Source organism: Zhongshania aliphaticivorans (assembly GCF_902705875.1).
Lineage (GTDB): Bacteria > Pseudomonadota > Gammaproteobacteria > Pseudomonadales > Spongiibacteraceae > Spongiibacter > Spongiibacter aliphaticivorans_A.
The window spans coordinates 1,171,276-1,188,913 of the sequence record NZ_CACSIK010000001.1 but is presented as its reverse complement, the minus strand read 5'-3'; the positions used below and the strand labels follow the sequence as shown (position 1 = coordinate 1,188,913).

18 protein-coding genes are annotated in these 17,638 nt (G+C 46.6%); all 18 read right to left on the bottom strand.

Features of this window, described 5'->3' with window-relative positions; translation table 11 throughout:
* Positions 1 to 6: 6 nt before the first annotated feature.
* The 18 genes from pilW to lpxA all read right to left on the bottom strand — a co-directional run bounded on the left by pilW (position 7) and on the right by lpxA (position 17,638).
* The gene (gene pilW / locus AELLOGFF_RS05410) at positions 7 to 810 is read right to left on the bottom strand and encodes a type IV pilus biogenesis/stability protein PilW (protein WP_159267724.1); all 804 of its coding nucleotides are present in this window, start codon (positions 808 to 810) and stop codon (positions 7 to 9) included.
* An 18-nt stretch (positions 811 to 828) separates the two neighbouring features.
* The gene (rlmN, locus tag AELLOGFF_RS05405) at positions 829 to 1,974 is read right to left on the bottom strand and encodes a 23S rRNA (adenine(2503)-C(2))-methyltransferase RlmN (RefSeq protein ID WP_159267723.1); all 1,146 of its coding nucleotides are present in this window, start codon (positions 1,972 to 1,974) and stop codon (positions 829 to 831) included.
* A 30-nt stretch (positions 1,975 to 2,004) separates the two neighbouring features.
* On the bottom strand, positions 2,005 to 2,433 hold the full coding sequence (gene ndk, locus AELLOGFF_RS05400; protein ID WP_159267722.1) for a nucleoside-diphosphate kinase: 429 nt from the start codon (positions 2,431 to 2,433) through the stop codon (positions 2,005 to 2,007).
* A 219-nt stretch (positions 2,434 to 2,652) separates the two neighbouring features.
* On the bottom strand, positions 2,653 to 2,853 hold the full coding sequence (gene iscX / locus AELLOGFF_RS05395; RefSeq protein WP_159267721.1) for a Fe-S cluster assembly protein IscX: 201 nt from the start codon (positions 2,851 to 2,853) through the stop codon (positions 2,653 to 2,655).
* Positions 2,854 to 2,882: 29 nt separating this feature from the next.
* Positions 2,883 to 3,221 (bottom strand): ISC system 2Fe-2S type ferredoxin, encoded by a 339-nt coding sequence (fdx, locus tag AELLOGFF_RS05390; RefSeq protein WP_159267720.1) that lies wholly within the window; start codon positions 3,219 to 3,221, stop codon positions 2,883 to 2,885.
* 10 nt (positions 3,222 to 3,231) lie between these two features.
* Positions 3,232 to 5,088, bottom strand: coding sequence for a Fe-S protein assembly chaperone HscA (hscA, locus tag AELLOGFF_RS05385; protein ID WP_159267719.1), 1,857 nt, complete (start codon positions 5,086 to 5,088; stop codon positions 3,232 to 3,234).
* A 38-nt stretch (positions 5,089 to 5,126) separates the two neighbouring features.
* Complete coding sequence (gene hscB, locus AELLOGFF_RS05380) at positions 5,127 to 5,666, bottom strand: Fe-S protein assembly co-chaperone HscB (RefSeq protein ID WP_159267718.1); 540 nt, start codon at positions 5,664 to 5,666, stop codon at positions 5,127 to 5,129.
* 30 nt (positions 5,667 to 5,696) lie between these two features.
* On the bottom strand, positions 5,697 to 6,020 hold the full coding sequence (gene iscA / locus AELLOGFF_RS05375) for an iron-sulfur cluster assembly protein IscA (protein ID WP_159267717.1): 324 nt from the start codon (positions 6,018 to 6,020) through the stop codon (positions 5,697 to 5,699).
* A 20-nt stretch (positions 6,021 to 6,040) separates the two neighbouring features.
* The gene (gene iscU / locus AELLOGFF_RS05370; RefSeq protein WP_159267716.1) at positions 6,041 to 6,427 is read right to left on the bottom strand and encodes a Fe-S cluster assembly scaffold IscU; all 387 of its coding nucleotides are present in this window, start codon (positions 6,425 to 6,427) and stop codon (positions 6,041 to 6,043) included.
* A 31-nt stretch (positions 6,428 to 6,458) separates the two neighbouring features.
* The gene (locus AELLOGFF_RS05365; protein ID WP_159267715.1) at positions 6,459 to 7,673 is read right to left on the bottom strand and encodes an IscS subfamily cysteine desulfurase; all 1,215 of its coding nucleotides are present in this window, start codon (positions 7,671 to 7,673) and stop codon (positions 6,459 to 6,461) included.
* Between the two features lie 42 nt (positions 7,674 to 7,715).
* Entirely contained in the window at positions 7,716 to 8,192 is a 477-nt protein-coding gene (gene iscR, locus AELLOGFF_RS05360) for a Fe-S cluster assembly transcriptional regulator IscR (protein WP_159267714.1), read from the bottom strand.
* A 106-nt stretch (positions 8,193 to 8,298) separates the two neighbouring features.
* Complete coding sequence (gene trmJ / locus AELLOGFF_RS05355; RefSeq protein WP_159267713.1) at positions 8,299 to 9,111, bottom strand: tRNA (cytosine(32)/uridine(32)-2'-O)-methyltransferase TrmJ; 813 nt, start codon at positions 9,109 to 9,111, stop codon at positions 8,299 to 8,301.
* A 52-nt stretch (positions 9,112 to 9,163) separates the two neighbouring features.
* On the bottom strand, positions 9,164 to 10,495 hold the full coding sequence (gene tilS, locus AELLOGFF_RS05350) for a tRNA lysidine(34) synthetase TilS (RefSeq protein ID WP_159267712.1): 1,332 nt from the start codon (positions 10,493 to 10,495) through the stop codon (positions 9,164 to 9,166).
* 38 nt (positions 10,496 to 10,533) lie between these two features.
* Positions 10,534 to 11,484 (bottom strand): acetyl-CoA carboxylase carboxyltransferase subunit alpha, encoded by a 951-nt coding sequence (locus tag AELLOGFF_RS05345; protein ID WP_159267711.1) that lies wholly within the window; start codon positions 11,482 to 11,484, stop codon positions 10,534 to 10,536.
* 83 nt (positions 11,485 to 11,567) lie between these two features.
* Positions 11,568 to 15,050, bottom strand: coding sequence for a DNA polymerase III subunit alpha (dnaE, locus tag AELLOGFF_RS05340; protein WP_235035481.1), 3,483 nt, complete (start codon positions 15,048 to 15,050; stop codon positions 11,568 to 11,570).
* A complete protein-coding gene (gene rnhB / locus AELLOGFF_RS05335; RefSeq protein ID WP_159267710.1) occupies positions 15,050 to 15,661 on the bottom strand; it encodes a ribonuclease HII in 612 nt (203 codons plus the stop codon). The genes dnaE and rnhB overlap by 1 nt, the downstream gene beginning before the upstream one ends.
* Complete coding sequence (gene lpxB, locus AELLOGFF_RS05330) at positions 15,648 to 16,805, bottom strand: lipid-A-disaccharide synthase (protein WP_159267709.1); 1,158 nt, start codon at positions 16,803 to 16,805, stop codon at positions 15,648 to 15,650. The genes rnhB and lpxB overlap by 14 nt, the downstream gene beginning before the upstream one ends.
* Before the next feature lie 35 nt (positions 16,806 to 16,840).
* Positions 16,841 to 17,638 carry an acyl-ACP--UDP-N-acetylglucosamine O-acyltransferase gene (lpxA, locus tag AELLOGFF_RS05325; RefSeq protein ID WP_235035484.1) on the bottom strand — a complete coding sequence of 266 codons (798 nt, stop codon included), beginning with the start codon at positions 17,636 to 17,638 and terminating at the stop codon, positions 16,841 to 16,843.

Sequence of the window (17,638 nt, the reverse complement as noted above, 5' to 3'; positions counted from 1 at the left end):
GGATTCCTAGTTATTACCCTGCTGCATATACGCTTTATAAAGCAGGTATTCTTCAGATTTTGGGTATAAATTTTTCAATGCCAAAGCAAAACTGGCATGGGTATTTTTATCATCAAACTTATCCGCCAAGCGTATTCCTAGCCATAAAGAAGCAGCGGATTGATTGGGGGTTTTATCGCGAAAGGCGTCGTAATAACGCTGAGATTCAGCAAAACGCCCCATGCGAAAATACACTTCCGACAGTGACATTAATACGCTGCTGTCGTTATTTTGCATCAGGAAGGCACGCTTAAAGGCATCTTCGGCTTTAGCTAATTCGTTCAACTGCATATAGCAGCGCCCCAAATTTACAAATGCTTCAACACGACGCTCATACAATAGTTCCTGAACAACAATTTCGAGCTGTGTTGCCGCTTCTTCGTAGCGGCCACGAGCATAAAGGAACGCCGCATAATTATTTCGTACCCGCGATGCACCGGGAGCCAAACTAATTGAACGGAGGTAATATTGCTCTGCCAGCTCAAGTTCACCTGTATTCTGAAAAACCAGCGCTAAGGCCTCTAGTGTTTCTGGGTTATTTTTATCTTCCGCTTCAACATATTGTAAATGACGCTTAGCCTGATCCCAGTTTCCTTTGGCAATGTAACTACGGGCAAGCTGTAATGAGGTCTCAAAAGCCTTATCGTCATCTGTCTTAGAGGCAAAACCACCGCTTTTAGTCGTCACACAGGCGGACAATGACGCACCTATTACCAGCATCACCAAAATAGAGGGTAATACCTTGATGCCTTTTATTCTCAACAACGACATACAGTGTGCTCCCAATATTTATACCAAACGAATAGGCTGCTCTAACTCCGCACGTTGGCGATGGCGCGCGCTACGTTTAGTGCGATCTTGTACTTGTCCTGCCAACTGACCACAGGCGGCATCAATATCATCACCACGTGGCGTCCGTACTGTGGTTACGTAACCAGCCTCGGTTAAGGTTAACCAGAAGCGATTAATCGCATTCTTACTTGGGCGTTTATAGTTTGATAGTGAAAAGGGGTTAAACGGAATCAAATTGATTTTACAAGGTACATCACGGAGCACCTCCGCCAATTCTTTCGCGTGCTCGACACCGTCATTTACGCCCGCAATTAAGGTGTATTCTATGGTTACTACTCGATGCGTATCTTCTTGCTTATCGATATAACGCTGACAAGCAGCAAGTAATTCAGATATCGGGTATTTCTTATTGATAGGCACTAATTCATTTCGCAGTCTATCATTTGGAGCGTGCAACGAAATAGCAAGTGAAACGGTGGATACGTCGCCCAATTTATCCAGCATGGGCACGACGCCAGATGTACTTAAAGTAACCCGACGCTTGGATAAACCATACCCAAAGTCATCTAGCATTAAGCTCATCGCGTCAACTACATTATTAAAATTGAGCAGTGGTTCGCCCATTCCCATCATGACCACATTGGTAACAATACGTTTATTACCAGAGTTAAATCCATCAAAAGATTTTATCGCCAACCAAACTTGACCAATGATTTCAGACGCTGTTAAGTCGCGCATGAAACCCTGTTTACCGGTAGCGCAAAAACTACAATCTAAACTGCAGCCAACTTGAGACGAAACACACAAGGTGCCCCGTTGGCCATCGGGAATCAGAACAGTTTCAACCAGATTATTACCACCAACTTCTACAGCCCACTTGCGGGTTCCATCGGTAGAGTCTAATTGTTTTACCACATTGGGAGGACGGATTTCGGCAAGCTCCTGGAGCTTAGCGCGCAAGGGCTTGCCAAGATTCGTCATCTCGTCAAAATCATCAACCCCCGAGTGATGTATCCACTTGAGGATTTGCTGGGCACGAAAAGGCTTTTCACCAATGGAAGTCAGATATTCTTCCATTTTTTTGCGCGACATCCCAAGCAAATTAACTTTGGTTTGCTGAACAGTCGCTGTCGTTGTTTCCATTTTCATGCCCCGCAATGAGCGTAAACGCGATTAAACGCGCTCACACAACTCACTGGTAGAGAAAAAGAACGCTATTTCACGCGCCGCTGACTCTTCAGAATCAGAGCCATGGACTGCATTAGCATCAATAGATTCAGCAAAATCAGCACGGATAGTGCCGGCAGCCGCTTCTTTGGGGTTGGTTGCCCCCATTAGCTCACGATTCTGTAATACCGCACCCTCGCCTTCAAGCACCTGTACAGTTACAGGTCCAGATGTCATGAAATCAACCAAAGCGGGGAAAAATGGTCGACCTTTATGCTCAGCATAAAAACCTTCCGCCTGCTCACGGCTTAAACGCAACATTTTCGCCGCAACTATGCGTAATCCTGCTTTTTCAAAACGACTGTAAATTTCACCAATAACATTTTTGCTAACGGCATCTGGTTTAACTATGGAAAGGGTGCGTTGAACGCCCATCGGTCTTTCTCCAAAATATAAAAATCAAAAACAATCTGAGCAAGAATTTTGCCCATTACGAAAAATCGTCGAATTATACGCGCATTAGCTTCAAATAGGTACGCGAGCGACAGTATGACATCGAGTTCTGATCAGTGTTTCTTGAATCACCTCAGAAAGTGTCACTTTTGATCCAATGCTAACAAGCTAACTCACGGAAAATTGGCAGCAATAGCGCGATCAGTCCTGTTCTTCGATCCACGCAGCCTGGATCGCTTCAAGAATCTTCTCCCCACAGCGCGCAGGATCATCAGCAAACCCCTCCAAGCCCATCACTTTATCCCGCAAATCGACAAAGTTGATATGCACAGGGTCTGTATCCGGATATTTTTCAGCAAGCTCGATACCAATATCCAATACATCCGTCCACTTAAGCTCCATATCAATACACCCTTTTCTATAATCTGCGATTAATGACGCTCAGACACCATATTGATGGTATATCGTGGCACTTCAACAACCAAATCTTCATCACCAACAACGGCTTGACAGCTCAGACGCGACTCTGGCTCAAGACCCCATGCCTTATCCAACATATCTTCTTCGAGCTCATCAGCCTCATCCAGTGACGGAAACCCCTCTCTAACAATTACATGACAAGTGGTACAAGCACAGGACTTCTCACAGGCATGCTCAATATCAATACCATTAGCCAGCATGACGTCACATACCGTCTCGCCTGACACCGCGTCCAAAACCTCACCTTCAGGGCAAAGTGCTTCATGGGGTAATACTACAATGCGTGGCATTTCGGCTTCCTTAAATTTCATCAACTTGCCGACCGGCAAGTGCTTTATTAATACTGGCATCCATACGGCGCTCTGCAAAGACTTCACTGCCTTTACCAACAATTTCTATATGCTTAGCAATACTCGCAGTGGTGCCATTTTCACGCTCGTGATGCAAAGCTTCCATCTTGGCTAGCAATTGACTTTGCTCGCTCTCACTCAACATCGCCTCGCCGTCTTGCAGCAGGGCAGCAGACAACGCTTGCAATAAAGCCTCAGCCTCTACTTGTTGCTCTCTTAATGCCCTCGCCTCTTTATCGTCCACCGCAGATGCCCATGATGCCTGCAGCATATCGGCAATATCGGTATCACTTAGTCCATAAGCCGGCTTCACTTCAATACGACTTTCAGACCCAGTGCTTTCTTCACGCGCAGTTACTCGCAAAAGACCGTCAGCATCCACTTGAAATGTCACTTTAATCCGCGCCGCACCCGCCACCATTGGCGGAATCCCTTGTAGCTCAAAGCGGGCTAATGAACGGCAATCTTCAACCAACTCACGCTCCCCCTGCACCACATGGATTGCCATACCAACCTGTCCATCTTTAAATGTGGTAAATTCCTGAGCCATTGCGACAGGAATCGTGGTATTACGGTGGATAATTTTCTCCGTTAATCCACCCATGGTTTCAATCCCCAGTGACAACGGGATTACATCCAACAACAACATCTCGTCGCCACTGCGGTTACCAACCAACTGATCCGCTTGCAAAGCTGCCCCTAAGGCAACAACTTTATCCGGATCCAAATCTATCAAGGGCTCCCGCCCAAACCATTCAGCAACACGCTCGCGCACACGGGGAACGCGGGTTGAACCACCCACCATAACCACATTGTGAATATCATCACTGCGCAATTTCGCATCACGCAAGGCCCGTTTACAGGCTCGAATTGCCGTATCGATTAAGGGATCAACTAAAGTATTAAATTGCTCGCGCGTTAGCGTTGACGACAGCTCAGCCAATGCTAACTCCACCTCGTCAACATCAGACAAGCCTTCTTTGGCTTGTCGCGCCGCAGTTAACAGGGCACGTTGCTGATGCGCATCTAAATTTGTCAGCTCGTGCTCAGCAACAAACCAATGTGCAATGGCATGATCAAAATCATCACCACCTAAGGCTGAGTCCCCGCCAGTAGCAAGAACTTCAAACACCCCTTTCGTTAATTGCAGTACGGAAACATCAAACGTGCCGCCACCCAAATCAAAAACAGCTATCGCCACCTCATCCTGTTGATCAAGGCCGTATGCGACCGCCGCCGCGGTGGGCTCATTGAGCAAGCGCAAAACATTTAGGCCTGCTATTTTTGCCGCATCTTTAGTGGCTTGACGCTGCGCGTCATCAAAATATGCCGGGACGGTAATCACCACCCCTGTTAATTCAGCGCCAAGGGTTTGCTCTGCGCGCTGAACTAAGGTTTTTAAAATTTCCGATGACACCTGTACCGGAGAAACATCGCCCACCTGGGTGTGCACCTTCACCATATCCTGACCTAAATCAAGCAACTCATACGGTGACATTTTACTTGTCGCACTTGCCATCACATCTTTATATGAACGCCCCATGAGACGCTTTATAGACAATAAAGTATTGTGAGGATCATTAGTCGCACCCTTAAGGGCCGATTCACCCACGCTTATGCTGTCACCTTCTCCATAGTGCACCACTGACGGCAGTAGGTGTACGCCATCAATATCCGCCAATGTTTGTGCACGACCATTGCGAACAGTGGCAACCAAAGAATTGGTGGTCCCCAGGTCAATGCCAATTCCCAACTTACGCTGGTGCGGCTCTGGGGTCTGTCCTGGCTCTGAAATTTGCATCAACATAAGTGTTCTATGGACTCCCGGCGATATCTTCGCCTATCTTAATAATCGAGTAATTCACTCTCTTTTAATTCAGCTTCGCTACGTAATTTTTCCAAAAACTGTAACTTGGCGTATGTCGCCAATGCATCGTCGAATTGACGCTGCGTATACTGCTCTGAGAACCGCAGTTTCTGCTGGTCTGCAGCAGTATCTATATCACCGTAAAACTGGTCTAAGGCTAACTCAGGGTCACTCGCTTGCTGCAACTCAGACAACTCTTCACGGAGCTCCATTTGCTGCATTAAAAACTCAGGGTCTTGAAAGGTAGTTGAAGACATATCGCTCTCCACCCCAGCTAAACTTAATAAATAAGCCGCTCTTCGGGTAGGTGAAACCAAGGCTTCATATGCTTCATTAATTTGCGAGGAGTATTGCACAGCTTGTAGGCGCTCTCGCTCAGTCCCGCCAGCGAATCGATCTGGGTGAGCATCGCGCTGAAGCTCCCGATAACGGCGAGTCAAATCAGGGACACTCACCTCATAGCGCTGTGGTACCGCCAAAAGAGAAAAGTAGTTTTCATGGGGGTTAAATTCAGACATAGCAAGTAATATGACCGGCCGGCGAGGCCACTAAACAGTGAAACTTTCACCGCAGCCACACTCAGCCGACACATTAGGATTATTAAATTTCAAGCCTTCGTTCAAGCCTTCTTTAACGAAGTCCAACTCGGTGCCATCTAAATACACCATGCTTTTGGGGTCTATATAAACTGCAGCGCCATCGCGCTCGAAAACTTGGTCCTCAGCTTGCGGCTCATCAACAAACTCAAGGACATAAGCCATACCTGAGCAGCCGGATGTACGCACGCCAATACGAATACCCAAACCACGACCACGACTCTCTATCTGCCGTTTTATATGACCGGCGGCTGCACCGCTAACTAAAACTGGCATCTACCTCTCCCCACTGCGCCTCAAAGCGCAGCTTTTTTCTTGCGGTAATCTGATACCGCCGCTTTGATAGCATCTTCAGCCAATACCGAACAGTGAATTTTCACTGGCGGCAAAGCCAACTCCTGAGCTATCTCAGTATTTTTAATATGCTCTGCTTCTTCTAGCGTCTTGCCTTTTACCCACTCCGTTAAAAGTGAGCTCGACGCAATAGCTGAACCACAGCCATACGTTTTGAATTTGGCGTCTTCAATAACACCTTGCTCGTTGACTTTGATCTGTAGACGCATCACGTCACCGCACGCTGGCGCACCGACCATACCGGTACCAATTTCCTCAGCGCCATCGTCAAATTTACCGACGTTACGTGGGTTTTCATAATGATCTAGTACTTTTTCACTGTAAGCCATAATCCTATCCTCTTGCGCTACATTGAGTTATTTAGTGCGCTGCCCATTCAATACTGTCTAAGTCGATACCATCTTTATACATATCCCAAAGCGGCGACAATTCTCGCAGCTTATCCACGGCACCACGAACCTGTTTAATAGCGTAATCTACTTCTTCATTCGTCGTAAAACGGCCAAAAGAAAAACGCAGAGAGCTATGCGCCAACTCATCATTTAAACCAAGCGCACGCAGTACATATGAAGGCTCCAAACTAGCAGAAGTACAAGCAGAGCCTGACGATACTGCTAAGTCCTTTAATGACATAATCAAGGACTCACCTTCAACGAAGGCTAAACTAACATTCAAATTACCCGGCAGGCGCTGCTCGAAATCTCCGTTGATATGAACTTGCTCAATATCTTTCAAGCCATCCCAAAAACGATTCCTCAACGCCAAAGAATGCTCTGCATCTTTAGACATTTCTAAGCGCGCAATTTCGCAGGCCGCCCCCATCCCAACAATTTGATGGGTTGGCAGCGTTCCTGAACGCATTCCCCGCTCATGCCCGCCACCATGCATTTGTGCCTCTAAACGTATGCGTGGCTTACGGCGCACATACAATGCACCAACACCTTTTGGACCATACATTTTGTGGGCCGACATGGACAACAAATCTACTTTCATTGTCTCCATATCAATAATCACTTTACCTGCTGTTTGCGCGGCATCAACATGAAATACCACACCGTTAGCACGACATACTTCACCAATACCGGCAATATCATTAATTGTGCCGATCTCGTTATTGGCGTGCATGATACTAACAACAACAGTGTCATCACGAAGTGCCGCAGCAATCGCCTCGGGAGTAATTAGGCCTTTATCAGTCGGGTCTAAGTATGTCACCTCAAAACCTTCTCGCTCGAGCTGCCGGCAAGTATCCAAAACTGCCTTGTGCTCAATTTTAGAGGTAATGACATGCTTACCTTTTTTACTATAAAAATGCGCCGCACCTTTAATGGCAAGATTGTTTGATTCGGTTGCTCCCGACGTCCACACGATTTCACGAGGATCCGCATGCAATAAATCAGCAACTTGCCGGCGAGCATTTTCCACGGCCTCTTCGGCTTTCCAGCCAAACAAATGAGAACGCGATGCAGGGTTACCAAACACACCCTCTGTCGTTAGACAGGCCATCATCTTCTCGGCAACACGAGGGTCTACTGGTGTTGTGGCTGAATAATCCAAATAAATTGGCAATTGCATACATTTCTCTCCATATTCCCAGCTTTTAGCTGGAAAAAAACACTAATCTACCGCAGTTAAAATAATTGACTGCGTGTTGCGCGCCCGTTGAAGTTGACGCGCCGATACATTTTGCACTTCTCGTCGCTCGACTAAACTTGCCAAGCTAATATCACTCAAAAAATGATGGATCTGATCACTCAGGTCAGACCATAAATTATGGGTCAAACACGTCTGCCCATCTTGGCAGTCACTATTACCCGAGCAACCTGTCGCATCCACCCGCTCATCAACCGCGTCAATAATCTCAGCGACAAAAATGGTCTCACTGGATCGGCTAAGCCGGTACCCACCGCCGGGGCCACGGATGCTGCACACCAAATCTCGGCGCCGAAGCTTTGCAAATAATTGCTCCAAGTACGACAAGGAAATATCTTGCCGACCTGAGACATCTGCCAAGCTAATTGGGCCTCGATCGCCGTACAGTGCCAAATCCAACATAGCTGTCACTGCGTAACGGCCTTTTGTCGTTAATCGCATAAGCTCACCTAGGTTTTTTCACAATCTAATTATGCAATAACCTAGCAAAATGGTCAACTTTATACCCGATGATTTTAGTAGGTTTTAGGGCGCCCATGCAGCGGCATTATAAGGACTCCCCGCCACTGCCGCCATCTTTTGACTTAGCCTTGCGCACCCAATATTGAGTCGACGTTAAAACTCCCCTCAGAATATTGACCTCCATCTCATCTAGGCGCGTGCGCTGATAGAGGCGTCGTAATCTCGTCATCAACTTCTTAGGCGCTTCTGGCCGTAAAAAATTAATATCACGTAACGTCTCTTCTAAATGGACTAAATATCGCTCGAGATCCTCCGCCCCGGCAACAGGCACATCCCAGTCCGCCATATCATTGTGACTTAACTCGCCGCTAAGCTGAGCCATACGCAACTCATAGCTCAAAACCTGGACCGCCATGGCTATATTCAAAGAACTGTAATCTGGATTGGCTGGGATGTGGACATGTAAATTGCAACGCTGCAACTCATCATTGGTTAAACCGCGGTCTTCCCGGCCAAATACCACCGCCACTTTATGATCCGCGTTCGCCTCTGTATACGCACGCTCCATACAATGGCGAGGGTCCAGTAGCGGCCAAGGTACCGTCCTTTCTCTCGCACTTGTGCCAATAACAAGCTGACAACCCGATATCGCATCCGCCAAAGTTTCACAAACTACAGCAGAGTTAAGGACATCATCTGCACTGGCGGCACGCCAAGTTGCTTCATCGTGAGGGTATTTTCTGGGTTCTACCAAATACAGCTGAGACAGGCACATATTCTTCATAGCACGCGCCACTGCACCAATATTTCCAGGATGGGAAGTATTTACCAATACTATGCGAATATTGTCTAAGGGGCTTACGGAGGTATTTTGCGGATTCAAAGTCTGCGAACTCATAATTAGGGCTCTTTTCAGGAGCCGCGCATTCTAACAGAAGCCTTCGCTTAGGTCAGCGATTCCAACGCCACCGCAGAGCGATACCGCACTCGCCCGGCTTAACTTTATAGCCTTCACAAATGGCCAAATCTGCAATCGCCGCAATCTGCCCACCACAATATATAAGTGGTAGCCGTTCCCGCTGCCAAGGTGGCACCATCAACTCTTGAAGTACTTTTTTCAAAGATTTGCTATGGGCGTGGCCAGCAAGGTGACAACGCTCCCCCCCCTGCCGAAATCTTATAGTTATTTTACCTCTAGGCACAAAATCACCACCAGATTCAGCACTGAGCTTTCCTACCCCGCCCACCAGGCAATCTTGTAAACTATCCCAATCCCACTCTGCACTGGGATCAAACACCTCTCCCCCTGTGCCACGCTCACAATACAAGCGCCCACTAAATGCTCTTAAGGTGAGATATTTACCAAGAGAAAACACCGGCTGACTATCTTGACTGGATTTCAAAAACTGATCGACAAGCTCATCACTTTGCGCTTTATCTAAACGCACACCGAAGTGCAGATAAACATAATGCCTAAGTATCGCTCGCTGCCGTAGCCTGTCAAAATCAGCCAAGCCAAGGAGGTCGAGACTACCATCACCACCTCTGAGTCGATCAATATCATCATTAAGGTAGCTAGATAACAAATCTGCCGCCTCTGATTGTAATTCTGCCGCATCAACAATTTTACTGCGGTAACCCGGCCACACTTCTGCCAACACTGGCATCACCTTATGACGCAGAAAATTACGTCGATAATGAACATCTTCATTACTAGGGTCATCAACCCACTTAAGCTTATAAACGCTAGCATAGCGTTCAAGCTCAGCTTTAGGGACATCCAATAAAGGCCGATACAATATTCCACGCCCCAAGCCACGCATTACGGGCATTGCCGCCAAACCTGCAACACCACTTCCACGCATCAAGCGCAATAAAAACGTTTCCGCCTGATCATCTTGATGATGAGCCAATAATAGTGCCCCATCTTCACCTAGTACCTCTTCAAAAACACGGTATCGCTCAGCTCTGGCAAGTGCCTCAAGCCCCTGCCGTCCAGATCCTACCTCAACCGAGCGAATGTCGATAGGGATACCGTAATCGCTACATTGTGCCGCACACTGCACAGCCCAATCCGTCGAGCAATTATGTAACTGATGATCCACATGGATAGCAGATAACACTGGAAATGGTTTATTAGCTAGATGCGCTTGCTCGCGCATACGCCAAATAAGATGAAGTAAAACGTGAGAGTCTAGACCGCCGCTATAGCCTATCAACCAATGCCGGCGGCCTAGAAAAGGGGATAATACAGAAGTTATGTGGGACAGCAGTTCTGTCATAGCAAGCTCCGCGCCCCAACATACATCACTATACTATTTTAACTAACACCGTAAGACATTAAACGCGCATAGCGGGTTTCGAGCAGCTCTTCTTCCGACAAGGTTTGTAAGCGGGTAATTTGACTCGCAATATGGTCTCGAACACGAGCCGCACTCAAGTCAATATCACGATGAGCACCGCCTTGTGGCTCTGGAATTGTCGCATCAACAATACCCAACTCTTCCAAGACTGTTGAGGTCAACCCCATCGCTTCAGCTGCATCCGGTGCAAACTCAGAACTTTTCCAAATAATATTCGCACATCCCTCAGGAGAAATGACAAAGTAGGTAGAATATTGAAGCATGGCAATATGATCGCCAACACCAATCCCCAAGGCGCCACCAGAACTACCTTCGCCAATTACGACACAGACAATGGGTGTTTTCAAACGTGACATTACAGCCAAGTTTTGAGCAATTGCCTCACTAATACCGCGCTCTTCACTATCAATACCGGGATAAGCCCCCGGCGTATCAATCAGAGTTACAATTGGTAGGTGGTAGCGCTCAGCCATTTCCATCAGCCGCAGCGCTTTACGATACCCTTCAGGTTTTGGCATACCAAAATTACGTTTTACTTTTTCGGTAACACCCCTACCTTTTTCCTGACCAATCACCATCACAGGCATATCATTAAGCTTACCAATACCTGCAACAATGGCAGAATCATCACCAAAATGACGATCGCCATGAAGTTCGTCAAAGTCGGTGAAGATTCGACGAATATAATCAAGGGTATAAGGTCTCATCGGATGCCGAGCAATTTTGACTACATTCCACGGCGTCAAATTTGAAAAAATCTTTTCGGTTAGCTTGCTACTTTTTTCTCTTAGCTTGCTAATTTCTTCGTTAATATTAAGGTCGTTGTCACTTCCGACTAGCTGCAGCTCTTCGATTTTGGCTTCCAGCTCGGCAATAGGTTGTTCAAAATCAAGAAAGTTCGGATTCATCGCTCTGTAATATTCACTCGTCAAATTCCGGAAACACCCATACATTAAAAACAAATGGGCCCATTTATTAGCATGATTATACGTTAATCATAATTGATCACCACGTTATTTGCGCCACACTCATCACGCAATCGCAGTAACAACTCATCATTTGGCAGTATTCTCCAATCCTCACCCAAGTGAATACGCCCTTTGCCCTCTTCCCGCTTGTAGTCAATCACAACAGGACAGCGCCCTCCCTTAGCCACAGATAACGCTCCTTTTAAACGCTCTACACCCTCATTCTCTAGCGTGCTAGTCGTCACTGATATCTGAAGCTCTTTTGCGCTCTGCTCTCGGGCTTCGGCAATACTTCTCACCGCCTTTACGCGCATTTTTTTGCCACCGCTATACTCATCGTTTGAACATGTTCCCTCGACAACAATAACGGCGTCCTTCACTAACTTATCACGGCATTCATCATAGGCATCGCTGAACAAAGCAACCTCTATTCGGGCACTCCGGTCATCTAATAGCACAAAGGCCATTGTATCCCCACGCTTGGTTTTCATGGTACGCATACTCATGATTAACCCAGCAATTGTCTGAGGGTATTTTTCAGGGTTGAGATCAACAATTTTCTTCGGCACAAAACGTCGTAATTCGGCTTCGTATTCGTCAATAGGATGCCCTGTAACGTACAGCCCTAGCGTCTCTTTTTCACCATGTAAACGCTCCTTACTTGTCCACAATCGAACATTTTTAAAGGGGGCATAAACATCTCGACTGACCACTGCAAGCGTTTCACCAAACAAATCACTCATTCCGCTTTCAGTGTTTTTTGCCGACTGCTCTGCGGCTTGTACAGCCTCGGGCATGGCGGCCATCAAAATAGCTCGATCTTCGCCCCAATCATCGAATGCGCCAGAGCGAATAAGCGCCTCTATTGCCCGCTTATTTACTTTGCGGGGATCAGTTCGCTCACAAAACTCAAACAAATTTATAAAGGGGCCGCCCTCGTTACGGGCGGCAATAATATTCTCTACCGGGCCCTCGCCCAGGCCTTTAATAGCACCTAAGCCGTAAACAATCTGACCTCGATCATTGACCGTAAACATATACTCACCTTCGTTTACCGAAGGCAATTTATAATCCAAGGCCATCTCACGGCATTCTTCAATGAAGATGACGATTTTGTCAGTATTGTCCAATTCCGAGCTCATTACCGCCGCCATAAATGGCGCTGGATAATGTGTTTTTAACCAAGCTGTTTGGTAGGACACCAAGGCATATGCTGCTGAGTGGGATTTATTAAAACCATAGCCGGCAAACTTTTCCATCAAATCAAAGATATTGGAAGCTAGATCTTCGGCAAAGCCTTTTTCTACTGCACCAGCCTGAAATAGTACCCGCTGCTTTTCCATCTCTTCAGGTTTTTTCTTACCCATTGCCCGACGCAATAAATCTGCGCCGCCAAGGGTATAGCCACCCATTTCTTGAGCGATCTGCATAACCTGTTCTTGGTACAAAATAATACCGTAAGTTGGTCCTAATACAGGCTTAAGGCAATCGTGCTGGTATTGAGGGTGAGGGTAAGCTAGCTCTGCCCTGCCATGTTTACGATTGATAAAGTCATCAACCATTCCCGATTGCAGCGGGCCGGGACGAAACAGGGCCACCAATGCAATAATATCTTCAAAGCAGTCTGGCAGCAGGCGCTTAATTAAATCCTTCATACCCCGGGATTCAAGTTGAAATACCGCCGTCGTTTCTGCCCTTTTTAGCAAATCGAAGGTTGGCCTATCCTGCAGAGGAATAGCCATGATATCCAAGGGATCTTCGCCTAACTTAGCCCGCTGCGCATTAATAATTCTTAATGCCCAATCGATAATTGTTAAGGTTCGAAGCCCTAAGAAGTCAAACTTAACTAGCCCAGCATCTTCAACATCATTTTTATCGAATTGAGTAACTAAGCCTCCCCCAGTATCATCACAATACAGCGGAGAAAAGTCTGTAAGTTTCGAAGGGGCAATAACCACACCACCGGCATGCTTACCAACACCGCGAACAACACCCTCTAGCTGTACCGCCATCTCCCAAATTTCATGCGCAGACTCATCATTGCTTAGAAACTCCCTCAGCACCTCTTCTTGTTCATGTGCTTTAGACAGGGTCATACCAACTTCAAAGGGAATCATTTTCGACAGCTTATCAGCAAGGCCATATGCCTTGCCTTGCACCCGAGCTACATCCCGTACAACCGCCTTCGCCGCCATGGTGCCAAAGGTGATTATTTGACTTACCGCATCTCGACCATAGTTATCAGCAACATAATTAATAACCCGATCACGCCCATCCATACAAAAGTCGACATCAAAATCCGGCATAGATACCCGCTCAGGATTCAAAAATCGCTCGAAAAGTAAATCGTATTGTATAGGGTCAAGATCAGTAATTTTTAAGGCATAGGCCACCAAAGACCCAGCACCAGAACCCCGCCCGGGGCCGACGGGAATATCATGATCCTTGGCCCATTGAATAAAATCCATAACGATCAAGAAATAGCCGGGAAAACCCATTTGAAGAATAACGTTTAGCTCAAAGTCCAACCTATCTTGATACTCTTTTTGATAAGCCGTAAACTCAGGCGCACCACTATCAAAAAGAAACTCTAAACGCTCATCCAAGCCTTTGTGGCAAAGCTTTCTAAAAAAATCTTCTTGCGTTAGCCCTTCTGGAATTGGGTATTCCGGTAAATAATAAGTACCTAGTTGAATGGTTAAATTACAACGCTTGGCAATCTCAACAGTATTTTGCAATGCCTCCGGTATGTCAGAAAACAGTAACTGCATGTCTTCCGCGCTGCGCAAACACTGCTGATCACTATAATTTCGCGGCCGTCGCGGGTCATCGAGCACACGACCTTCGCGGATACAAACGCGCGCTTCGTGAGCATCAAATTCGCTAGAATCTAAAAACCTCACATCATTAGTCGCGACCACGGGACAGTTGGCCTCCTCAGCCAAGATAATGGCCGAGTGCAAGTAATCATCTTCGTTCTGTCGTCCAGTTCGCTGCAACTCTAAGTAATAGCGATCAGGAAAAGCCTTAAGCCAACGATCCAGGCTCGCTGCAGCTGCATCATTTTTCCCGGCCAAAAGAAGTTGACCTACATCACCCTCACGACCACCAGAAAGGGCAATAAGCCCCTCACTGGCTTGCTCTATCCAACTTCGATTAACATAGGCGCGACCTTGATACTGACCTTCCAAATAAGCCCTTGACATTAATTCAGTCAAGTTACGATAGCCAGTTTGGTTCTGTGCAAGTAAACAAAGAATGCTTGTCTGATCGGGGTCCTCATCATCTCGAACCAACAAATCACTGCCAAAGATTGGCTTTACACCCGCAGCAATCGCCGCTTTTTGAAATTTAATCAAGGCGTAAAAATTATTGAGATCTGTTAAAGCCACGGCAGGCATATTCAAACTAGCTACACGTTTTGCCAGTTCTTTAACTCGAACCAAGCCATCAACTAATGAATATTCTGAATGCACCCGCAGATGAACAAATTGATCGGATATCATTACTGACCCGCCTCAAGAACCGCGCGAACAGGTGCATAGCTACGGCGGTGAATCGGTGTGACACCCAGTGACTTCAGAGCTTCCAAATGCACTTTGGTTGGATAGCCTTTATGACCAGCCATACCATAGCCGGGGTATATTTTATCCATTTCGGCCATCTCACGATCACGCGTCACCTTTGCGAGAATAGATGCAGCAGCAATAGCAGGAACTCGGCTATCACCTTTTACAACGGCCTCAGCCTTATAGGGCCAATTCGGTACACGATTGCCATCAACTAATACATATTCTGGCTGTATCGCCAAACCAGCAACCGCCCTATGCATGGCCAACAAGCTAGCTTGTAAAATATTTAATTCATCAATCTCAGCCACGGATGCGCGAGCAATACAAAAGCTTAACGCTTTATTTTCAATCTCTGAATACAGCGCCTCACGTCGTTTCTCGGTTAACTTTTTTGAGTCATTCAACCCCAGAATTGGCTGATCTGGATCCAGAATAACCGCCGCTGTCACAACATCCCCACAAAGCGGACCTCGACCAACTTCATCAACACCCGCCGTCAATACAGGAACGTCAAACTCGGCAAATAAGTCATTAATTTCCGTCATTTGTTACTCCCGCGCAACGTAGCACAACATCAGCCGCGCGATCGCTAGCACCACGGGCTAACTGCTTATGAATGGTTTGAAAATCAGCGATTAAAGCATCACGGTGGTTAGCATTATTCAACTGTTCCAGTAACAGCGGTCCAATAACCTCCGCACAAACTTCGTCTTGCAGTAATTCAGGAACTAATGCGCGCTGCGCTAGTAAATTAGGCAACGAGAAAAAAGGCGTTTTTACCAATCGAGAAAACAGTTTGTATGACCATTTTCCAAATCGATAGGCAACCACCATTGGGCGTTGCAGTAGCAACGCTTCTAAACTGGTAGTACCTGATGCCATTAACACAACGTCTGACGCGGCCATTACTTGACGAGATTGTCCTAGCACAACCCGGACTGGTAGATCGCGAGATAATGTCGCTATGGCTGTTAAAATTTGATGCTTACGGGCCATATTTGCCGCAGGAATAAGAAACTCAATATTCGGCTGAATACGACGCAACCATTGTGCAGTATTCAAAAAGGGTTCGATTAGCTGCGTTACTTCCCCTGCTCGACTACCAGGCAAAATGGCTAGCACTGGGTGACCGTCATCGACTTCGAGGCTCTCTCTTGCCGCTATACGCTGATCACTTAGCGAAATTTGATCCGCCAAAGGATGACCAACACAGGTCACGGGTACCCCATGTTCCTGATAGAAATGCTCCTCAAAAGGAAATAAGGTCAGCATATGATCAACAGCTTTGGCGATTTTTTTCACCCGCCCCTGCCGCCAAGCCCAAACAGAAGGGCTCACATAATGTAAGGTTTTAATGCCCCGCTGACGAAGAAATAACTCAATATTTAAATTAAAATCTGGAGAATCAATACCAATAACAATTGCTGGCTGCCAATTAAGAAAATGCGACTTAAGCATCCGTCTAAGTCGAAGCAGCTCCGGTAAACGCTTGAGAGGCTCAACAATCCCCATTACCGACAATCGATCCATATCACAGAGGCTCCGACACCCCTGCTCAATCATCAACGGCCCACCAATTCCCTCAAAAACAACATCAGGATATTGTTGCTTAATTGAGCGAATTAAATCAGCGCCCAAAATATCGCCAGATGCTTCTCCAGCGATAATACCGATTCGTAAAACAGTCATAGAATAGCCATTTTTCGCAGCCGAATGGCACGAGATTAACGCACAATACCGCGCTGAGATTGTTTCAATGAGTCTGCCAGCAATTGTACTTCTGGAAAATCTTTAATAATTGGCGCCAACGCTGCCAATGCTTGTTCCACAGTATTATTCTGGCGATAAATTACTTTGTAGCTACGGCGAATAGCCGCAATGCATTCAGGACTAAAACCTCTTCGCTTTAGCCCTTCACTATTGATCGTTTTCGCTTCTGCGGGTGTACCACTCACCGTGATATACGCAGGAACATCTTTACTGATAGCACAGCCAAAACCCGCAAAGCTATGAGCACCAATATGACAAAACTGATGCACCAAGGTAAACCCACTCAAAATCACCCAGTCACCCACAATCACATGGCCAGCTAAAGACGCATTGTTAACCAAAATACAGTTATTACCGATAACTGAATCATGACCAACATGCACGTATGCCATGAGAAGATTTTTATTGCCAATTACTGTTTTCCCGAGGTCTTGAACGGTTCCTCTATGAATCGTTACGCCTTCACGAATGATATTTTCATCACCAATAATGAGTTCGGTCGGCTCACCTTGATACTTTAAATCGGGTGTATCGTCGCCAACTGTAGAAAACTGATAAATGGTATTTTTTTTACCGAGTTTTGTTGGACCTTTTAGGACAACATGCGAACGAATATCACAGTCATCCCCAACCTCAACACCCGCACCTATTATAGTCCAAGGCCCCACTTTCACGCCGGCACCAATCACCGCGCTAGGATCGACGATCGCTCGCGGGTCAACTTCAGCTGTTGGGTGAATATTCTGTATCAC